The 17,098-nt window shown below is 58.7% G+C and carries 16 protein-coding genes; 5 read left to right on the top strand and 11 right to left on the bottom strand.

Features of this window, described 5'->3' with window-relative positions; genetic code table 11:
• Positions 1–2 precede the first annotated feature (2 nt).
• The 7 genes from J0X15_RS14985 to J0X15_RS14955 all read right to left on the bottom strand — a co-directional run bounded on the left by J0X15_RS14985 (position 3) and on the right by J0X15_RS14955 (position 8,499).
• Positions 3–2,144 carry a chemotaxis protein CheA gene (locus tag J0X15_RS14985; RefSeq protein ID WP_206942359.1) on the bottom strand — a complete coding sequence of 714 codons (2,142 nt, stop codon included), beginning with the start codon at positions 2,142–2,144 and terminating at the stop codon, positions 3–5.
• A gap of 122 nt (positions 2,145–2,266) precedes the next feature.
• Entirely contained in the window at positions 2,267–2,632 is a 366-nt protein-coding gene (locus tag J0X15_RS14980) for a response regulator (protein WP_206942358.1), read from the bottom strand.
• A gap of 7 nt (positions 2,633–2,639) precedes the next feature.
• Positions 2,640–2,936, bottom strand: coding sequence for an STAS domain-containing protein (locus J0X15_RS14975; RefSeq protein WP_206942357.1), 297 nt, complete (start codon positions 2,934–2,936; stop codon positions 2,640–2,642).
• A 549-nt stretch (positions 2,937–3,485) separates the two neighbouring features.
• On the bottom strand, positions 3,486–5,126 hold the full coding sequence (locus tag J0X15_RS14970; protein ID WP_206942356.1) for a thiamine pyrophosphate-binding protein: 1,641 nt from the start codon (positions 5,124–5,126) through the stop codon (positions 3,486–3,488).
• The gene (locus J0X15_RS14965) at positions 5,123–6,409 is read right to left on the bottom strand and encodes a CaiB/BaiF CoA transferase family protein (protein ID WP_231710432.1); all 1,287 of its coding nucleotides are present in this window, start codon (positions 6,407–6,409) and stop codon (positions 5,123–5,125) included. The genes J0X15_RS14970 and J0X15_RS14965 overlap by 4 nt, the downstream gene beginning before the upstream one ends.
• A 157-nt stretch (positions 6,410–6,566) precedes the next feature.
• On the bottom strand, positions 6,567–7,565 hold the full coding sequence (locus tag J0X15_RS14960) for an alpha/beta hydrolase family esterase (protein ID WP_209015360.1): 999 nt from the start codon (positions 7,563–7,565) through the stop codon (positions 6,567–6,569).
• Between the two features lie 121 nt (positions 7,566–7,686).
• Entirely contained in the window at positions 7,687–8,499 is an 813-nt protein-coding gene (locus J0X15_RS14955) for an ion transporter (protein ID WP_408015347.1), read from the bottom strand.
• A 165-nt stretch (positions 8,500–8,664) separates the two neighbouring features.
• On the opposite strand from J0X15_RS14955, the gene J0X15_RS14950 reads away from it, so the two are divergent.
• Positions 8,665–9,426 carry an SDR family oxidoreductase gene (locus tag J0X15_RS14950; protein WP_206942353.1) on the top strand — a complete coding sequence of 254 codons (762 nt, stop codon included), beginning with the start codon at positions 8,665–8,667 and terminating at the stop codon, positions 9,424–9,426.
• A 612-nt stretch (positions 9,427–10,038) separates the two neighbouring features.
• Here the strand turns inward: J0X15_RS14950 and J0X15_RS20300 are convergent.
• On the bottom strand, positions 10,039–10,398 hold the full coding sequence (locus J0X15_RS20300; protein WP_206942455.1) for a YeeE/YedE thiosulfate transporter family protein: 360 nt from the start codon (positions 10,396–10,398) through the stop codon (positions 10,039–10,041).
• 199 nt (positions 10,399–10,597) lie between these two features.
• Here J0X15_RS20300 and J0X15_RS14940 point away from each other — a divergent pair, with 199 nt between their 5' ends.
• Together J0X15_RS14940 and J0X15_RS14935 are read left to right on the top strand one after the other, a co-directional pair.
• Positions 10,598–11,980 (top strand): tetratricopeptide repeat protein, encoded by a 1,383-nt coding sequence (locus J0X15_RS14940; RefSeq protein ID WP_206942351.1) that lies wholly within the window; start codon positions 10,598–10,600, stop codon positions 11,978–11,980.
• Positions 11,981–12,039: 59 nt separating this feature from the next.
• Positions 12,040–13,263 (top strand): OpgC family protein, encoded by a 1,224-nt coding sequence (locus J0X15_RS14935; RefSeq protein ID WP_231710431.1) that lies wholly within the window; start codon positions 12,040–12,042, stop codon positions 13,261–13,263.
• A gap of 125 nt (positions 13,264–13,388) precedes the next feature.
• On the opposite strand, the gene J0X15_RS14930 is transcribed toward J0X15_RS14935, so the two are convergent.
• Positions 13,389–13,676, bottom strand: a complete 288-nt coding sequence (locus tag J0X15_RS14930; protein ID WP_231710430.1) for a BQ00720 family protein — start codon at positions 13,674–13,676, stop codon at positions 13,389–13,391.
• Positions 13,677–13,713: 37 nt separating this feature from the next.
• Entirely contained in the window at positions 13,714–14,142 is a 429-nt protein-coding gene (locus J0X15_RS14925) for an Hsp20 family protein (RefSeq protein WP_206942350.1), read from the bottom strand.
• Positions 14,143–14,377: 235 nt separating this feature from the next.
• On the opposite strand from J0X15_RS14925, the gene J0X15_RS14920 reads away from it, so the two are divergent.
• Together J0X15_RS14920 and J0X15_RS14915 are read left to right on the top strand one after the other, a co-directional pair.
• Positions 14,378–14,749 carry an MmcQ/YjbR family DNA-binding protein gene (locus J0X15_RS14920; protein ID WP_206942349.1) on the top strand — a complete coding sequence of 124 codons (372 nt, stop codon included), beginning with the start codon at positions 14,378–14,380 and terminating at the stop codon, positions 14,747–14,749.
• Positions 14,746–15,942, top strand: coding sequence for an MFS transporter (locus J0X15_RS14915; protein WP_206942348.1), 1,197 nt, complete (start codon positions 14,746–14,748; stop codon positions 15,940–15,942). The genes J0X15_RS14920 and J0X15_RS14915 overlap by 4 nt, the downstream gene beginning before the upstream one ends.
• A gap of 69 nt (positions 15,943–16,011) precedes the next feature.
• On the opposite strand, the gene J0X15_RS14910 is transcribed toward J0X15_RS14915, so the two are convergent.
• A complete protein-coding gene (locus J0X15_RS14910) occupies positions 16,012–17,094 on the bottom strand; it encodes a sn-glycerol-3-phosphate import ATP-binding protein UgpC (protein WP_206942347.1) in 1,083 nt (360 codons plus the stop codon).
• Between the last annotated feature and the right edge of the window lie 4 nt (positions 17,095–17,098).

Raw genomic sequence — 17,098 nt, 5'->3', positions numbered from 1 at the left:
ATCTATTCTGCTGCCACGATGGCACCGCCAGGCAGCACACCGAGCTCCCCGGCAAAGTGACGTCCGCCGTTGCTGGCGCGCATGGCAGCAAGTTGCTCAATGTCCAGGATCAGGGCGACCTTGCCGTTGCCGAGAATGGTCGCGCCCGAAATGCCTTCGACCGGATCGAAATTGTCGTTCAGACTCTTGATGACGATCTGCTGCTGGCCGATCAGCTCGTCCACCGTGATCCCCACCTTGCCGCCCCCGGCAACCTCGACGAGAACCACCAGACCGCTGGCCGGATCGCGAACAGCCTTGTTGATGTTGAAGAGGTCACACAGCTTGACGATGCGGATGAATTCACCGCGGATCGAGACGACCTGGGTACGGTCGTCGAGAAAGCGCAACTGCTCGCGTTCTGGCCGGAAGCTTTCGACGATGCTGGTGATCGGCAAAATATAGCGCTGGTCGCCTACTGCGACGATCATTCCATCGAGAACGGCAAGCGTCAGCGGGATCAACAAGTTGAAGCGCGTGCCGCGACCGGGTGTCGATGTCACCTGAATGCGTCCGCCAATGCCCATGATATTTCGCCGCACAACGTCCATGCCGACGCCCCGGCCAGAAATGTCGGTGACTGAATCGGCGGTTGAAAAGCCCGGTGCGAAGATCAGCTCGTCAATCTCGTGTTCGCTCAAGTGCGCGTCCGGCGCGACAATGCCCTTTTCAATGGCCTTGCCCAGTACACGCTCGCGGTTGATGCCCGCGCCGTCGTCCATCACGCTGATGACGATGTTGCCACCAACATGAGCCGCCGACAGGTCAATGGTGCCTTCTTCCGATTTGCCCGCAGCCACACGATCGGCCGGCATTTCCATGCCGTGATCAATCGAGTTGCGGATCATATGGGTGAGCGGATCGGCAAGCTCCTCGATAATGGTCTTGTCGACTTCCGTATGCTCGCCAGCCATGCGCAGGTTGATCTTCTTGCCGAGTTTTCCGGACAGGTCGCGCACCAGACGGGGCATGCGGGCGAAAACGGATTTGACCGGCTGCATGCGGATAGCCATTACGCATTCCTGCAACTCCCGCGTCAGGGCGGCGAGCTGTTCCTGGCCGGCGATATGTTGCCGACCGGTGTGTTCCGCCAGCTCGGCCATTTCCTCCGACAGCATGGCCTGGGTGATCACCAGTTCCCCCACCGTATTGACCAGCCGGTCGATGCGGTTGAGATCGACGCGAATGGAGGAGGCCTGGGGTGGTTTCGACTGCGATGTCGCAGCGCCGGGACCGGTAGGTTTTGCGGCAGCAACAGTCTGCGGCGTTGCCACTGGCTCAGCAGTGGCCGGTTCTGGTGTCGCTGCGGGCTGGGTATCGGGTGCAGGACTCTGTGCATCGGGGTTAGCGGCCTGAGAGCTCTGTGTGATCTCGATCAGGCATGTGTCGTCAACAAATTCGAAAACCTCTTCAATGTCTGCCTTCGTGCAGTCTGACACCAGAGTGAAGGTCCACGAGAGATAGGACAGCTCAGGGTCCATCCTGCGCAGGCTGGGCAAGTTTCCGGCATTGCATTCAGTGGAAAGTTCCCCAAGACCGGCCAGTTCCCGGATCAAGAGCAGCGGTTCTGTCGCATTCTTGAAGAGATCCTGACCGGGCGTCACAACGACCTGCCAGGTTGCCGAACCTGAGCCAGTCGCCGTATCCGGTGCGGCGTCTGTAACCGAAGCCTCAGGGGAGGCATCAGTGGCAACTTCACCTTCCTGAAGAATGTCCTGGATATCCGCCAGTGTCGCGGCTGCGAAGTCTTCGGGAAGCTCTCTTTCTTCCTGAGCAGCGGCTACGAGTTCGGCAAGATTGTCCCCGCCCCTTATCAGAATGTCGGAGATCTGCGGCGTCTGTTCCAGAACGCCATCGCGGAGCTTGTCGAGCAGCGCTTCAAAGGAATGGGTGAAGGTGACGAGACGGGTGAAACCGAAAGCGCCGGCGCCCGCCTTGATGGAGTGCGCCGCGCGGAAGACAGCATTCAAGCCTTCCACATCCAGAGCCTCCGACTGGAGCTGGGTCAGATGGACTTCAAGGTCCGCGAGGATCTCGTTGCATTCCTCGAAAAAGGTTACGCGAAATCGGTCAAATTCCGATCCCGAAGAGCCATCGCTGCTCATGTTCGCCCACCCTCGGTAATTGAGTCCATACGGCGGGGCTCGGCGACATGTCCCTCATGCCACTTCCCCGCCAACTCCGTTTCGCCCCCCCAAAACGCGGCCGCGAGGCCGCGTCGTGAGGATCAGGGACAGACTTTGTTCACCACCGACAAAAGCTTGTCAGGTGCGAACGGTTTGACGATCCAGCCAGTGGCGCCTGCCGCCCGGCCGCTTGCCTTCTTGTCATCCCCGCCTTCGGTCGTCAGGATCAGGATCGGGGTCGACTTGAATTCCGGTTTGGCACGCAACTCCTTGACCAAAGAGACGCCGTCCATGTTCGGCATGTTGATGTCGGTGATCACGACATCCACCGTTTGCCCTTTCAAAACGGAGAGCGCGTGAACGCCGTCTTCCGCTTCCAGAACGTCGAACCCAGCGCCTTTCAAGGTGAAGGCGACCATGTCGCGCATGGTCTTGCTGTCATCCACTGTCAGTGCACGTTTGGCCATTTTTACTCTACTCCCAGATCTTCACGTTCTGTGCGAGGCCAAGGTCCTCGAAACACTTGAGAAATGCCGGTGTCATGTTCCGCACATTCATCTTCCCTCCCTGATCATCGACCTCCTTGGAGGCCGCGAGCAGGATCTGTGCGACGGACGTGCTGCAACGTTCGACGCGGCCAGCGTCAATCTCCAGAACCGGCCCGCTCAACAACTCCACCAAAGTGGAATGAACCAGCGCTGCGGCTGCAAGATCGCACTGTTCCGGAAGGCTGAATACAGAGCCTTCATCAGCAATATTATCAGTGTTCATACTGCAAATACTTTCTAACTCACCCCACAACATGAGTTGCGAAACGAATACATTGCATCCCTTAAGTAAGGATGAACCGTTAGTAAGGTTAAATATTAGTTAATGAGTGCACGAAGCGTAGATATCGATAAACAATAATTGCTAATCAACAAGGAAACGATGCCTAAAAAATACTCCAAATCTAATTAAATTACTTAAGTTGATCAAATAATATAAAAGAAATTTCGCCAGACAATCTTGAATCTAACGTTTAGACGACAAGTAATACTCGTTATTAATATTATTATATTGTCAAAATTACGCATAATTACGCTATCGTCTGCACACAAACGCAGTGTCATTACAGCATATATTAATTGGAATTTTTACTTGATTATGACAATTTATACTTGCGTATAATTTACCCTGAACGGCAGTTGCCGCGGCCCTACTCACGCCTGACAATGGGCAATCAAACGCAGTGATTCTCTCGGGCGCCACAGGAATTGACGGCACCCCTGACCCGTTTTAAAAACCATTGGCAACTCTCAGGCCAAGTCGCCGATAGAGCTAGAAGCGTCCATCGTAGGCCCGCTCGGGAATCCGGCAAGCAAGCAGCGTGAAGCCTGGACGTTTCAGCGCGGCATCCGCCTCCGCTGTCAATGCGACCGTATTCTCCACCCAAATCCCATGTCCACCATAGGCTCGCGCCACCGCAGGGAAATCCGTTTCGGGAAAGTCCACACCGACATTCTTTCTGCCTGATGAACGCTGCTTCAGCTCGATCAGCGAGAGCGACCGGTCGACCAAGACGCAGACGATCACCGGAATGCCGAGATCACGCAGCGTGGAGAGCTCTCCAAGGCACATTTCCAATCCGGCGTCCCCAATGAAGGCAATAACCGGTGCAGCCTGCGGATCGGCATGGCGGTGCCCTATCGCCAACGGCAGGGAGCAGGCCATGGTGCACAGAGCCGATGATTGCAGGAGCGTGCGCGGCGCCGGACAGAGCCAGATCTGGCTCAACAGGATGCGGTGGGCACCACTGTCGGCAGTTGCCACTGTTTCTGCAGGAAGGCATTGACGCAGGGTGTGAAACACCGTCGCCGGGCCCCAGCCAGTGTCTTCAGCCCGAAATTCCGCGTTCAGCCGGACTTTCGTTGCCTGCCAGCTGCCACAGGCCCAGGAAGGGCTTTGTGCGTCCCGACTTGAGGTCAGGTTCTCCAACGCGGGCGCCACGGCAGAGCGTAGGGACAGAGCGACCTCATGCATGCCGTGAGTTCGCAAGACCGGCGTAATTTCAATGACGGGGGCCTCTGCGGGCCAGGGATTGCGCCAGTTGATGCGCATTTCGATGGGGTCATAACCGCACAACAGTATGCAGTCGCTTTGCGCCAGCAGCGGCAGCAAGTGCGCATCGGCTTTCGGCGACAGACCCGCTCCGCCCAGCGCAAGAGGATCGCTCTCGTCCAACAATCCCTTGCCCTTGTAGGTGGTAATCAGCGGGATCTGAAAGCCTTGGCAAAACGCTGTCAGGGCCGGACCCGCTCCTTCGTTCACCGCATCCACTCCAGCCAGAACGATAGGCCGCTCTGCCTTGGCAAACATCTCCTGCGCCTGCGCGAGAGCCGCCTCTTCTGCCGTAAATTGGGCGGGCCGATAGGCCTCGCTCCCCCGCAGAACCGGCGCTTCCGGAGTTTGACCTTCCGCAACAGTAATCGGAACATCGATGTGCACTGGCCCAGGCTGGCCTTCCAGCGCGATGGCCAGCGCCTTGTCCATCATGGTCGACAACGCCCCCGGCCGGGCAGAGAAGGACGCCTTGACGACGGGGCGCAGCAGGGCCTGATGATCAAACACCTGATGGGTGTAGCTCTCCGACTCTGCGGCATCGACGCAGCCGGTCAGGAAGATCATCGGAACCCGATCCTGATAGGCATTTGCCACGACATTGACCGCGTTGGCGACACCCGGCCCGAGCGTTGCCAACAGCACGCTGGGCGCGCCCGTTGCATGCCAGGCGCCCTCCCCCATGAAGCCACCCGCATTTTCATGCTTGCTGAGGGTGAAATTCAGCCCGGCCTCCGTAAGCGCCTCGAGCAGCGCCAACACTTCACCGCCGGGCATACCAAAGACATGGCGAAAGCCAGCGTCGGCCAGTTTTGCGGCAATTACATCCGCACCGGTTTGGGTAAGCTTCTGCCCGATCATTGGGGTGTCTCCGTCGAAACTGGACCGCGTCCAATGACGCCCGCCTCCTGCAAGTCATTCAATTCAGATTGGCTTAGCCCGAGATACCGGCTCAGCACGTCTTCCGTCTGCTCGCCCAGCCTGGGCGGCGCGTGACGGTAGCTGACCGGTGTTCGGGACAGGTTCAGCGGCGAGCCGATCAGGTCAACGGTACCGCTATCTGGATGGGGCATGGAGATCTGCATCTGCCGGGCACGCACCTGCGGATCGGCGAAGACCTGGGCCAGATCCTTGACGGGACCGCAGGGGACGCCGACAGCCTCCAGAGACGTGATCCAATCATCCGACGTGCGGGTGATCGTGATCTGCCGCAGCAGAGGGATCAGTGCCTTACGATTGCGCACCCGATCCGCATTGGTCTGAAAGCGCGGATCTTCCGCCAATAGTTCACAACCCGCACAGACGCAGAATTTGGCGAACTGGCTGTCATTGCCGACGGCGAGTATGAAATCTCCATCGCTGGCGGGAAACGTTTCATAAGGCACAATGGTCGGATGACCGTTGCCCAGACGGCCTGGCACATCGCCTGATACCAGATAGCCCACCCCCTGATTGATCAGCCAGGACACCTGAGAATCGAGCAGAGCAATGTCGATATACTGGCCTTCGCCCGAGGCATGCCGCTCGTTCAACGCCGCGAGAATCCCTGTGGTGGCGTACATGCCGCACATCACATCGGCGATGCCGACCCCGGCCTTTACCGGCGTGCCGCCCTCGTCATCCGGCATGCCGGTCAGCGACATGATCCCGCCCATGCCTTGAATCAGAAAATCATAGCCGGCGCGATGGGCATAAGGCCCGGTTTGACCGAAGCCGGAAATCGAGCAGTAGATCAAACGCGGATTGAGCGACTTCAGGCTCTCATAGTCGAGACCCCGGCGTTTCAGATCGCCAACCTTGAAGTTTTCGACCAGAATGTCGGCTTTCGCTGCCAACTGGCGCAGCAGGCTCTGTCCCTCGGGAGCCGCCAGATCAACAGCCACAGAGGACTTGTTGCGGTTTGACGAAAGGTAATAGGCGCTTTCCGCCGTGGACTTTCCAGCTTCATCCTTGAGGAAGGGCGGTCCCCAGCCGCGGGTGTCGTCTCCCTTGCCCGGACGCTCGACCTTGAGCACTTCCGCGCCCAGATCGCCGAGGATCTGCGTGCAAGTTGGCCCGGCGAGAATGCGCGACAGATCAAGCACGACAAGACCACTCAATGGACCGGGCGTTTTTGCCGTGTCGGTGTGTGAAGAAGTGGACAAGAGACACAAACTCACTCTGGCTGGACCATGCAGCGCCAGGGATGGGACGCCGACCATTCACTTTGGGTCAACGAAGCCTTTTCGCGAAAGCGGGTCAAGCGGCTCCCCGTCACAGTTGATGCTTGTCCGCTCACCAATTTGTCAGAGGAGGTCTCCCTCAGCACGCATAGGGGGCCTGTTTCAGCTTGTTTCCCGCATTTGCAGCGCCAGCGTCCCTTGCGGCATCCGCGGCCTTTGTGCAGCTCGTTGTGACGCCAACCGTTTGCGGAACAATCCAGCCCCGCTCCATCCCCAGGCGCACCCAGGCGCGCTTCAACCACTGCGCCCGCACGCTGTGCCCACCGGAGTGAAGGCAGAGTTCCAGCGCGCCTTCCTCGGGCCTCCAGGTTGTGCAGTTCAAGGCACCCTGAGTGATTGTCTTGCCATCTTCCAGCGTCAGGCCAGCAGCGCGCAGCCAAACCTCAAAGCTCTCATAGACGTCGCCTTGCTGGTATTGCCCTCCCCCCAGCGTCCGTCCCGCCAGCGGAACGACTTTGTCCGAGGTGCCATGCACATGATACAGGTAGGGCGTTGATGTTGGGCAAGCCTCTGGCAAAGGCTCCCAGAACGCGCCGGCAATTGGCGCATATCCGGCAAAGCGTTGCGAGTCATCGCAGGCCAGGTACCAGGTCATGAAGGCTCCCGACGAAAACCCCGACAGCATCAGCTTGTCACGATCGACGGGAAACCGCGTCGTAAGGTCCTCTATCACTGCATCAAAGAAAGCTGGCTCATCGCGCAAGTCCCGAGGCGACGTCGGGAATGACCAGCTGCCCTGAAGCCCGTCCACAGCGACAAAGGCTACGCCCAGAACATCTGCCAGCTTGCGGAAGGATCCGTTTCGGATCTCATTCAGCGCCTTGCCACGATGGCCGTGAAGAAAAAAGATCGCGCCAACCGGCTGTTGAGGCCTCACATCGTCCGGCAGGTAGACATAGTAAGTGCCACTGTCGCGCCCGCCGGACATTGGTCCATCCACCTGACAGGCGACCTCACCACCGCAATCCGGGTCGGCCCTTGTCGCCGTTGCCATGCCCAGACACGCCACGATTCCGAGAAAGACCGCAGAGAAAGAACCTGCAAGTCCAGACGGATGGATAGGGTGAGCGACTGACATCGAAAATCCTTATTGTCCTGGTGCCCCCACCGACACGTGCTGCCTGAATGCTATCTGGTTTCATCCTTGCCGATGACGGAAAAACGGCAGATCGCTCCGTGCAGGCGATCAAATCGGCGTGTCAGCTCCACTCCCCTTCCGTCGGGATGTTCAGCAGAAGCCCGCAATGCTTGCAGTGCACCGCATCCGGATCATGCCGGTTCAGGCCGCAATCCGGGCAGGGCAGAATCACTTTTGTCGGCCGAAAGATAGTCTGGACCAGCCGCAAGAAGAGCGCCACGCCGAAGATCATGATCACCACAGTCATCAGCCGACCGACGGTATCCGTCATGGTTATATCGCCGAAGCCTGTTGTGGTCAGTGTGGCGACGGTAAAATACAGCGCATCGAGATAAGAATTGATATCTGGATTCTGGTCGTCCTCGACCACAAACACCAGTGCGGTCACAACGAAAATGAAGACCACAAGGTTGATCGCCGACTGGATGATCTCTTCGTTCGTCCGGAACCATTTGGAGGCATTCCGCAGCTCTCTCAGCAAGTGATAGGAGCGCAGCAGCCTGAGCATGCGCACCACCCGCAGGAAGCCGAGGTTTTCCGCCAGTATCGTTGCAATCAACGAGGCGATAACGACGACATCCATGAGACTGGAGAATGTCAGAACCTCCTTAAGTGGGCGGGCCGCAGCGAAGATCCGGGCAACATAGTCGAGAGACAGAAGGCCTGCGACCACGAGATCAATTGTGTGGTTATGAGCATCAGGCTCAAGCAAGGAAGAGATGATGAAATAGACGATCGTCGCAATATCGAAGATGAGCAGGCCATAACGCCAAAATTGCGCAGTCCGCGAATTGCCGTAATAGAGACCATGAAGACGCTTGCGCAGAGAGTTCGTCGCTTTTTCCATCGCGCCAGAATGGCAAAAGCTTTCCAAAGTGCAAGATGTCCTGTCCCCAGACGTTCCGCTTTGTGGGGAATGTCGCATTTTTGCCAGCTCTGACGATCTTTTCCTTGGGGCGGGGACTGGCACGAACATCAGCCAATCCCTAAACAAGGGAAAAGGGTGTCACAGCACCAAAGCAATCAGGGGAACACAGCCATGCCAGATTTTTCCAACAAGACCGTTTTCATCACCGGAGCGAGCCGTGGGATCGGCGAGGCTGCTGCCCGTATTTTCGCCGGTTATGGCGCCAATGTCGTGCTGGCCGCCCGCAGCGAGGGCGACATTTCCAGCATTGCCGAGGAGATCCGGGCAAACGGCGGCAAGGCTCTGGCCGTTACTTGCGATGTCGCCAATTTTGCTGCCGTCGAGGCCGCCTTTGCCAAAACCCGAGAAGCCTTCGGTGGCCTGGATATCGTGGTCAACAATGCCGGGATCATCGAGCCTATCGCCCGCCTAGAGGATGCCAATCCGGCAGACTGGGCCCAGGTGATGGACATCAACGTGATGGGCGTGGTTCACGTGATCAAATGCTCCATCCCGCTGATGCGCGAGACGGGGGCTGGCACGATCATCAACATTTCCTCAGGCGCTGCCACTGGTGCGCTGGAAGGCTGGAGCCACTATTGCGCCTCGAAGGCGGCTGTTCTTTCTCTGACGAAATGCGCCCATGTAGAACTGGCGGATCAGGGCATCCGCGTGATGGGCCTGAGCCCAGGCACGGTGGCGACTGAAATGCAGGTGTCGATCAAGGCATCCGGCATCAACCCGGTCAGTCAGCTTGACCCGTCGGTACACATTCCAGCCAGCTGGGTTGGCGAAGCGCTTGCCTGGCTGGCGGGTCCGGCCGGAGACGCCTATGCGGGCAACGACTGCTCGTTGCGCGACGACGATGTGCGCAAGGCTGTCGGTCTGATCTGAGCCTGAGCGCAACCTGATACCCACCCCTGAACGCAAAGAAGGCCGCGCGAGCGGCCTTCCCATGAGTCCGGTTGACCCATCGATCCGGAAAAATCCCCGGTAAAAGGCTACGACGCCAGAGGTTGCTCCACCGTCACCGTCTTCCACCCAGACATCAGGGCCAACTTCGGTATCTCATTAGACATGGGCACACCTCCTTTCGAGTTGTTGATAACAGAAAGAGCCTAGCGCGATTTTTGGTGTCCGTAAATCGGCAATCCGGTCGAAATTGTCGCAGGGTCTGCTTATTGTTTTGGCTGCCATCCAGCGTCCAGAACCCGATCTGCAATCGCGGCAAAAACGCCATCCAATTTGGTCGCCAGCGCCTCCAGATTCGCTCCACCTTGGTCCATGTAAGGGGCGAAAACGCTGCGAGCGCGGCAATCGCCAGGTGTACTGCAACGGCAAGAAGCATCCGCTTGCGGGCAATACCGGCAGCCGATGGCAGCAAAGGCTCGCGCATTCGGCAGATCAGGCAAGGCTCGGACTCCAATTGTCAGGCGTAAAGGTCAGACTGGAACGACAGTAGGCTTCAGGGACGGACGAAGTGTGACCCACGGCCTCACACTGCAATCAACAACCTGTGCGCTGGGTACCGGATGCACACCCGCCGCCAAATTGCATACCAATTTCGAGCATCAAAGCCCCGAGCGCTACTGCGACACCGAAGGGAAAAAAGAACCTATTGACCCGCAGGCCGACGTCCCCACCCCGGGCGATAAGCGGAAAGGAGATGGCGGACGTCAACAGGTGAACCAGCACCTGTGCTCCCACACCCTGCCCCCGGCGCTGCGGCCAAGCATCGCAACGCTTGGCAGCGCGGCGAGAGCCCGTAGAACAATGGACAACTGCGCCCCCCGGAGATGTCGCATTCTGATTGTGCGAAACTTCTTCCCATGCCGTTCGCCGTGAGCTGCCAGTTGACCGCGGCAGCTATGGTAACAAGCGGAAGCACCTCTCGTTTCTGCAGAAACGAGAGGTGCTGCAGACACAGGCGAAACACCATTTTGTGTGTTGCAGTTCAACCGGGGGACGCGTCAGCATGAATGACGAACTTTCACACTCTTCGCTGAAGCCCGTTTGTGCCGCCCTCCCCGCGCCGCAGGCACCAGACCCCTGATGGAGGCTTGCAATGCGCCATTGCGATCAGTTCGGCTACGACCTGACAATCAACACTCCGAACGCCGTGAGCGCCTGGGACGAGGCAGTCTCTGCATTTTTGGCTCATGGCCGCGAAACGCCGGTTCATCTGGAAGTGGCGCTGACCACAGACCCGCGCTTCGTCCTCGGCCATGCCGCCCGTGGCTTGTTTTGTCTGCTGCTTGGACGCAAGGAGTTGAATGATACGGCCCGTGATTGCCTGGCACTGGCTCAAAAAGCCGCAGCCGAGGTTGGCGCAACCACGCGCGAAAAGGCTGTCATAGGAGCCTTGTCCGACTGGTTGGATGGTTGGCCGTCCCGGTCGGCAAACCGTCTCGACCAGGCCTTGCAGGACCACCCGCGAGATGGCTTCCTGATGAAACTGGTCCATGCCATTCGCTTTGTGCTTGGCGATGCCGCCGGCATGCGTGCCTCTGTCGACAGCGTCGCCAACCATTACGACAGCAGCCATCCGTCCTATGGCTATTTCCTCGGCTGCCGGGCCTTCACCCTGGAGGAAAGCGGCGACTACCGGCAGGCGGAAAAGCTCGGTCGCGCCGGGCTGGAGCATTCCCCTGACGATGCCTGGGGCCTGCATGCGGTAGCCCATGTCCATGACATGACCGGCCGGGCGGAGGAAGGCATCGGCTGGCTGGAAAGCCGTCCGGAGAGTTGGAAACATTGCAACAACTTCGGCTATCACGTCTGGTGGCATCTGGCCCTGATGCATCTGGACCGGGGCAACATCGACAAGGTACTGCAGCTGTATGATCAGGAAATCCGCCGCGACCGCACCGACGACTACCGCGACATTTCCAATGCCACCTCACTGCTGGCGCGGCTGGAGCTGGAAGGGGTCAATATCGGGCATCGCTGGGAGGAGCTGTCCCAGATCTCCGACAAGCGGGCGGAAGACGCCTGCAACGTCTTTGCCGATCTGCATTACCTGCTCGCCCTGCTCAATGGTGGCCGACGCATGGGGGCAGAACGTCTGCTTAACTCGATGGCGCGGCGCGAGGCCGACAGCGGCGATGTCGGGCGGGTCAGCTCTCACCCCGGTCATTCCGCAGCTCTGGGGCTGGAGCAATTCCGGAAAGGCAACTACGGCTCTGCATTTCATCTTCTTTCGAGCGCTCGAAGTGACATGCCTACGATCGGCGGATCACACGCCCAGCGCGATGTGTTTGAGCGAATGACCATCGATGCCGCACTGCGCGCTGGTCTGGCCGATGCCGCAGAAGTCATCTTGAAGGATAGAGGCAGAAAACGCGGTGGACTGGACCAATACGCAGAAACTCGACTTGCCACTGCAGAGAAGATGAGGAGCGCCGCGAAAATCATGCTAAATCAGGACCTGCGCGTCCCTCAGGCATGAGGGCGCGGAAACCTTAGGTAGCCTCCCTCTCTGCGCAGAATGCGCCAGGACCGACAACTTTGAACGCCAACGCTCACACGTCTCTGCCCCTAACCCGTCAGAAAAAACGCGACCCTCGCCTCGACTTCTTCCGCGGCCTGGGCATGTTCATCATCTTCGTAGCTCATCTGCCCGCCAACTGGTGGGCGCTCTGGATTCCGGCTCGCTTCGGCTTTTCCGACGCGACGGAGATCTTCGTCTTCTGTTCCGGCATGGCCTCAGCCATTGCCTTCGGCAAGATCTTTGACACCCACGGCCTTGGCATGGGAGTGGCGCGCATTGCCCACCGCATGTGGCAGGTCTACTGGTCGCATATCGCCCTTTTCCTGGCCATCGCCGCCGGGCTGGCTGGCCTGCATGAAAGCGGGCTTCTCACAACCCTCGGCAACAACCGCGACTATGTCGGCGGACTGAATCTCTGGCATTTCTTCACGAAAACAGAGATGACCCTTCCAGGGCTTCTAACCCTGACTTATGTGCCGAATTACTTTGATATTCTGCCGATGTATATTGTCATCCTCGCCCTGATTCCGGCGGTGATGGCGCTGGCGCGCCTGCATCTGGGCGCCGTGGCGGTGTTCATGATCGGCCTGTGGCTACTGGCGACATTTCGGATGATCGATCTGCCCGCGGAACCCTGGTCGGACCGTCGATGGTTCTTCAACCCCTTTGCATGGCAGCTGGTGTTCTTTACCGGATTTGCCTTCATGCGGGGCTGGCTGCCACGTCCGCCGGTGCATCCGGTGCTGATCGTTCTGGCAGCTCTGATCGTTCTCGGTACCGTGCCGTTTGCCTACTTCCGGGTGCTCAACACATCGGAATGGCTTCAGGACGTTCGGGCCACTATCGAGCTGCTGTGGATCAAGTCGGAATTCGGTATTCTGCGCTACGTCCATTTTCTGGCACTGGCCTATCTGGCCTGGGTCGCAGCCGGTCCAAGTGGCAAATATCTCTCCTACGGGCCAGCGCTGTGGCAAGGCTTCGTTCGCGTTGTGCAGAAGGTCGGCCAGCAATCGCTTGCCGTGTTCCTTGCCAGTCTCGTCGTGGCACAGTCCATCAACATTCTCAGGGATCTTCTCGGCGACCGATCGGACTGGATCTCGCAGATGCTCTCGAACCTGGTTGGCTTTGCCCTGCTGATTGCCGTGGCCTACACGGTCTCCTGGTTCAAGTCACAGCCCTGGCGCGCACCAAAGACCAATCCGGCGAGCCCGCCAATATCTCCATCGGTCGACAAGCTCTGAAGCTTTGAGACCGACCTGATATCCGGGCCGACACCTGGACATGATCAAAATAAAAAACCGCCGGGCTTCCTTATCGAAACCCGGCGGTCTGGTCTGTCGTCTCGCGGCGCATCAGGCGCCACATCTCAGTGCACGCTGGCCATTTCCAACTCGTACTCAAACGCATTAGCCAGGGCCGCTTCGCGGCTGTCGGCCACCACGATCGGCGTGCCGTCGGCATTCAACAACGCCCAGAGGCTCGTGACATGGGCGGTATCCGGCATATCCGGGAACAGGGTTCCCATGTCCTCCGGGTTGAGCTTGCGAATGTAGGCTATGGTGCCGGCGCCAAGTTCAGCGAGAACATCCTCGCTCATGGCTTCGAGCATTTCAGCGCGTGACAGGGTAGCGAGACCGTTGGTATCGCGCGTCATTAAATCTCCAGTCTTCTGACCAAGGCAGCGGGGTGGGTTATTCGCCGCCTGTTATTTCTATCTTGCGGATGACCTTTTCAGGCTCCGGTCGCGCCAGATCTATGGACAATAGCCCATCTCGTAGATCAGCGCCCAATATTTCGATGCCTTCCGCCAGGACAAAAGCGCGCTGGAACTGGCGGGCAGCAATGCCGCGATGAAGATAATGGCGGGTTTTGTCGTCTTCCTGCCGGCCGCGAATCACGAGCTGGCTTTCTTCCAGGGAGACGTCCAGTTGTTCACGGGTGAAACCCGCAACCGCAAGGGTGATGCGGATAACATCCCCCTTGTTATCGTTCTTCGGCAGGCGTTCAATATTATATGGCGGATAGCCATCATTTGCAGCCTTGGACACTCGGTCCAGGACACGCTCAATGTCATCGAACCCGAGCATAAACGGGCTGGAAAACGCTGACATGCGAGTCATCGTTCAAGTCCTTGTTTCAAGCGACCTAGTCGCCCGGACCCTGAAGAGGCATCCGAGCTTGGGAAGGCTCTTCCCTGTTTCCCAACGAATATGGCGCTTGGCGTCCCGTGTTTCAAGCTATGGCTTGACGGCACACAGGTTTGCGAAAACAAGGTTAGCGGCAATCCTGACCGAGTTCGCGCGCCTGCATGAAACCAAAGCGGGCTCTTGCGCTACAATCCTGACGGAGCCCGACATGACCCGCGCCGACTTCGATGCCTATTGCGCCAGCCTGAAGGCCACAACCCATGTCATCCAGTGGGGCAACGCTTCCGTGTGGAAAGTCGGCGGCAAAATCTTTGCCATCTGCTCCAACTGGGGCAGCACAGCCGAGGCAGCGCCAGAAGGTCCATACATCAACTTCAAGTGTTCCGATCTCAGCTACCAGATTCTGACCGAGCAAGACGGTATTGTACCTGCACCTTATCTGGCCCGGGCCAAATGGGTTCAGGTGCGCAGAGGCAGCAGTCTCAGCAATGACGACATCAAAACCTATATTCGCACCGCGCATGAGATCATTGCCGGGAAGCTGACAAAAAAACTCAGACAAGAACTTGGATTGCAATGACGTCTTCCTCCCACTCCGCTTCGTGGAAATGGCCTTCGCTGTTTTTGCTCATGCTGGCCGAAATCTCCGGGATGAGCCTGTGGTTCATGTCCTCCGCAATTCTGCCGGATCTGATCACGGAGTTTGATATTTCCGCGACGCGGCAAGCCGCGCTTGCCAGCGCAGTGCAGATTGGTTTCGTCATCGGCGCAATCGCCTCCTCCTGGTTCGGGGTCGCCGACAGGTTCGATCCCCGGCGGGTGTTCTCCACTTGTGCGGTTGTAGCCGCCCTTGCCAACGGTGCCCTGCTGGTGCTGGAGCCAGGCGGCAACCTGTCTATCGTGTCGCGCCTGATCACGGGCGCCATGTTGGCGGGTGTCTATCCGGTCGGCATGAAAATCGCCGTCGGCTGGGGCAAGGCCGACCGAGGGCTGCTGGTCGGGACATTGGTCGGTGCGCTGACCTTCGGATCAGCCGCGCCGCACCTGCTGGCCCTAAATGGCGGCACCGATTGGCGCTGGAGTGTGCAGGCAGCGTCGCTGGCGGCAGGGCTGGGCGGCCTGCTCTGCCTGGTCGCGCAACTTGGGCCCTATCACAGCAGGGCTCCGATGTTTTCGCCCCGGACGATCCTGCAGGTCTGGACCAACCGGAAAATTCGACTGGCCTATGCCGGCTACCTTGGCCACATGTGGGAACTCTACGCCATGTGGGCATGGATCGGTCTTGCAGCAGCGCAGACGTTTGCCCTCAGCCTCGATGAAGCCAGCGCTTTGTATTCCGCCCGACTTCTGGCCTTTGGTGCCATCGCTGCCGGCGGCGTGACGTCGATTCTCTGCGGATTTTGGGCTGACCGGGTAGGCAAGGAGAACATTGCACTTGGCGCCGTCGTCATCAGTGGCACGGCAGCGCTGGCGACAGCAGCCAGTTTCGGCGGTTCGCCGTGGCTGTTCGCCCTCTGCGCGCTGATCTGGGGGGCGGCGATCCTACCGGATTCTGCTCAATACTCGGCACTGGTGGCAGACTTCGCACCGGCCGATCAGGCAGGGTCTCTGATGACTTTCCAGACAGCGCTTGGTTTCGCCCTTACGTTTGGCACTGTGCAGGTAACGCCGGTTCTGGCGAATGCGCTCGGCTGGCCGCTGGTGTTTGCCTTGATGGCGATAGGTCCAACGGTTGCCGCTGTTGCCATGCTTCGCCTTAAAAAATTGAGGTGAAATCCGGCACTCGCTTGAACGCAGAAAGCCGCCAACATGTGGCGGCCTTCATCTCGTCTGGGAGTGAGCTCAGCTTTCGATACGACGGCCGGTCTCGGCGTCGAAGTAGTGCACATCCTTGGCTGCTGCATGCAGGGTCAGAATGGCGTTGATGTCGTAGGTCTGATGGCTCTCGATCCGAATGACAACCGGCGCCCCACCGCCATCAATGGTGCCGTAGATGTAGCTTTCCGCGCCAACCGGCTCCAGCACATTGACCTTGACCGTCAGAGTCAGGCCATCGCCAACCGGCGTACCGGCCTCGACCACCTGCAAGTGCTCCGGACGAATGCCGACCGTACAAGCCTGAAGCCCGCCAGGGTTTCCCCCCTGAAGTCCGGTGCCTGCCTTTGCCTTCAAACCTCCTGCATCGGACACAGTCTCGATCAGGTTCATGGCCGGGGAGCCTATAAAACTGGCGACGAATGTCGATGCCGGCTTGTCATAGACTGCGATTGGCGCACCGATTTGCTCGATGTTGCCACCGTTCAGCACAACTAGGCGGTCCGCCAAGGTCATCGCCTCCAGCTGATCGTGGGTGACATAGACGCTGGTGGTGCCTAGCTCCTTCTGCAGACGCTTGATCTCCACGCGCATTTGCACGCGCAACTTGGCATCCAGGTTGGACAGGGGCTCATCAAACAGGAAGGCGGCCGGTTCGCGAACGATGGCTCGACCCATGGCCACACGTTGGCGCTGACCGCCAGACAAGGCACGCGGCTTGCGATCGAGGTAATCGCCGATCTCGAGAATATCTGCGGCTTCCTTGACCCTACGGTCGATCTCGGATTTCGGCATGCCCCGGTTGGTCAGGCCATAAGCCAGATTTTTGTAGACGCTCATATGCGGGTACAGCGCATAGTTCTGGAACACCATGGCAATGTCGCGGTCGGCAGGATCAACCTTGTTGACGACGCGGTCGCCAATGCTGATTTCACCGGAGGAGATATCCTCCAGACCGGCGATCATCCGCAGCAAGGTGGACTTGCCACAGCCGGAGGGGCCGACAAGTACGATGAACTCACCATCTGCGATATCAATGGAGACGCCCTTCACGGCCTCCACATTGCCCGCGTAAACCTTGCGGACTTGATCGAGAGTAATATTAGACATTGGA

This window comes from Roseibium limicola, from assembly GCF_017313085.1.
Classification (GTDB): Bacteria; Pseudomonadota; Alphaproteobacteria; order Rhizobiales; family Stappiaceae; genus Roseibium; species Roseibium limicola.
The sequence above is the reverse complement of the archived record's forward strand: the minus strand, read 5'-3'. Positions and strand labels throughout refer to the sequence as shown.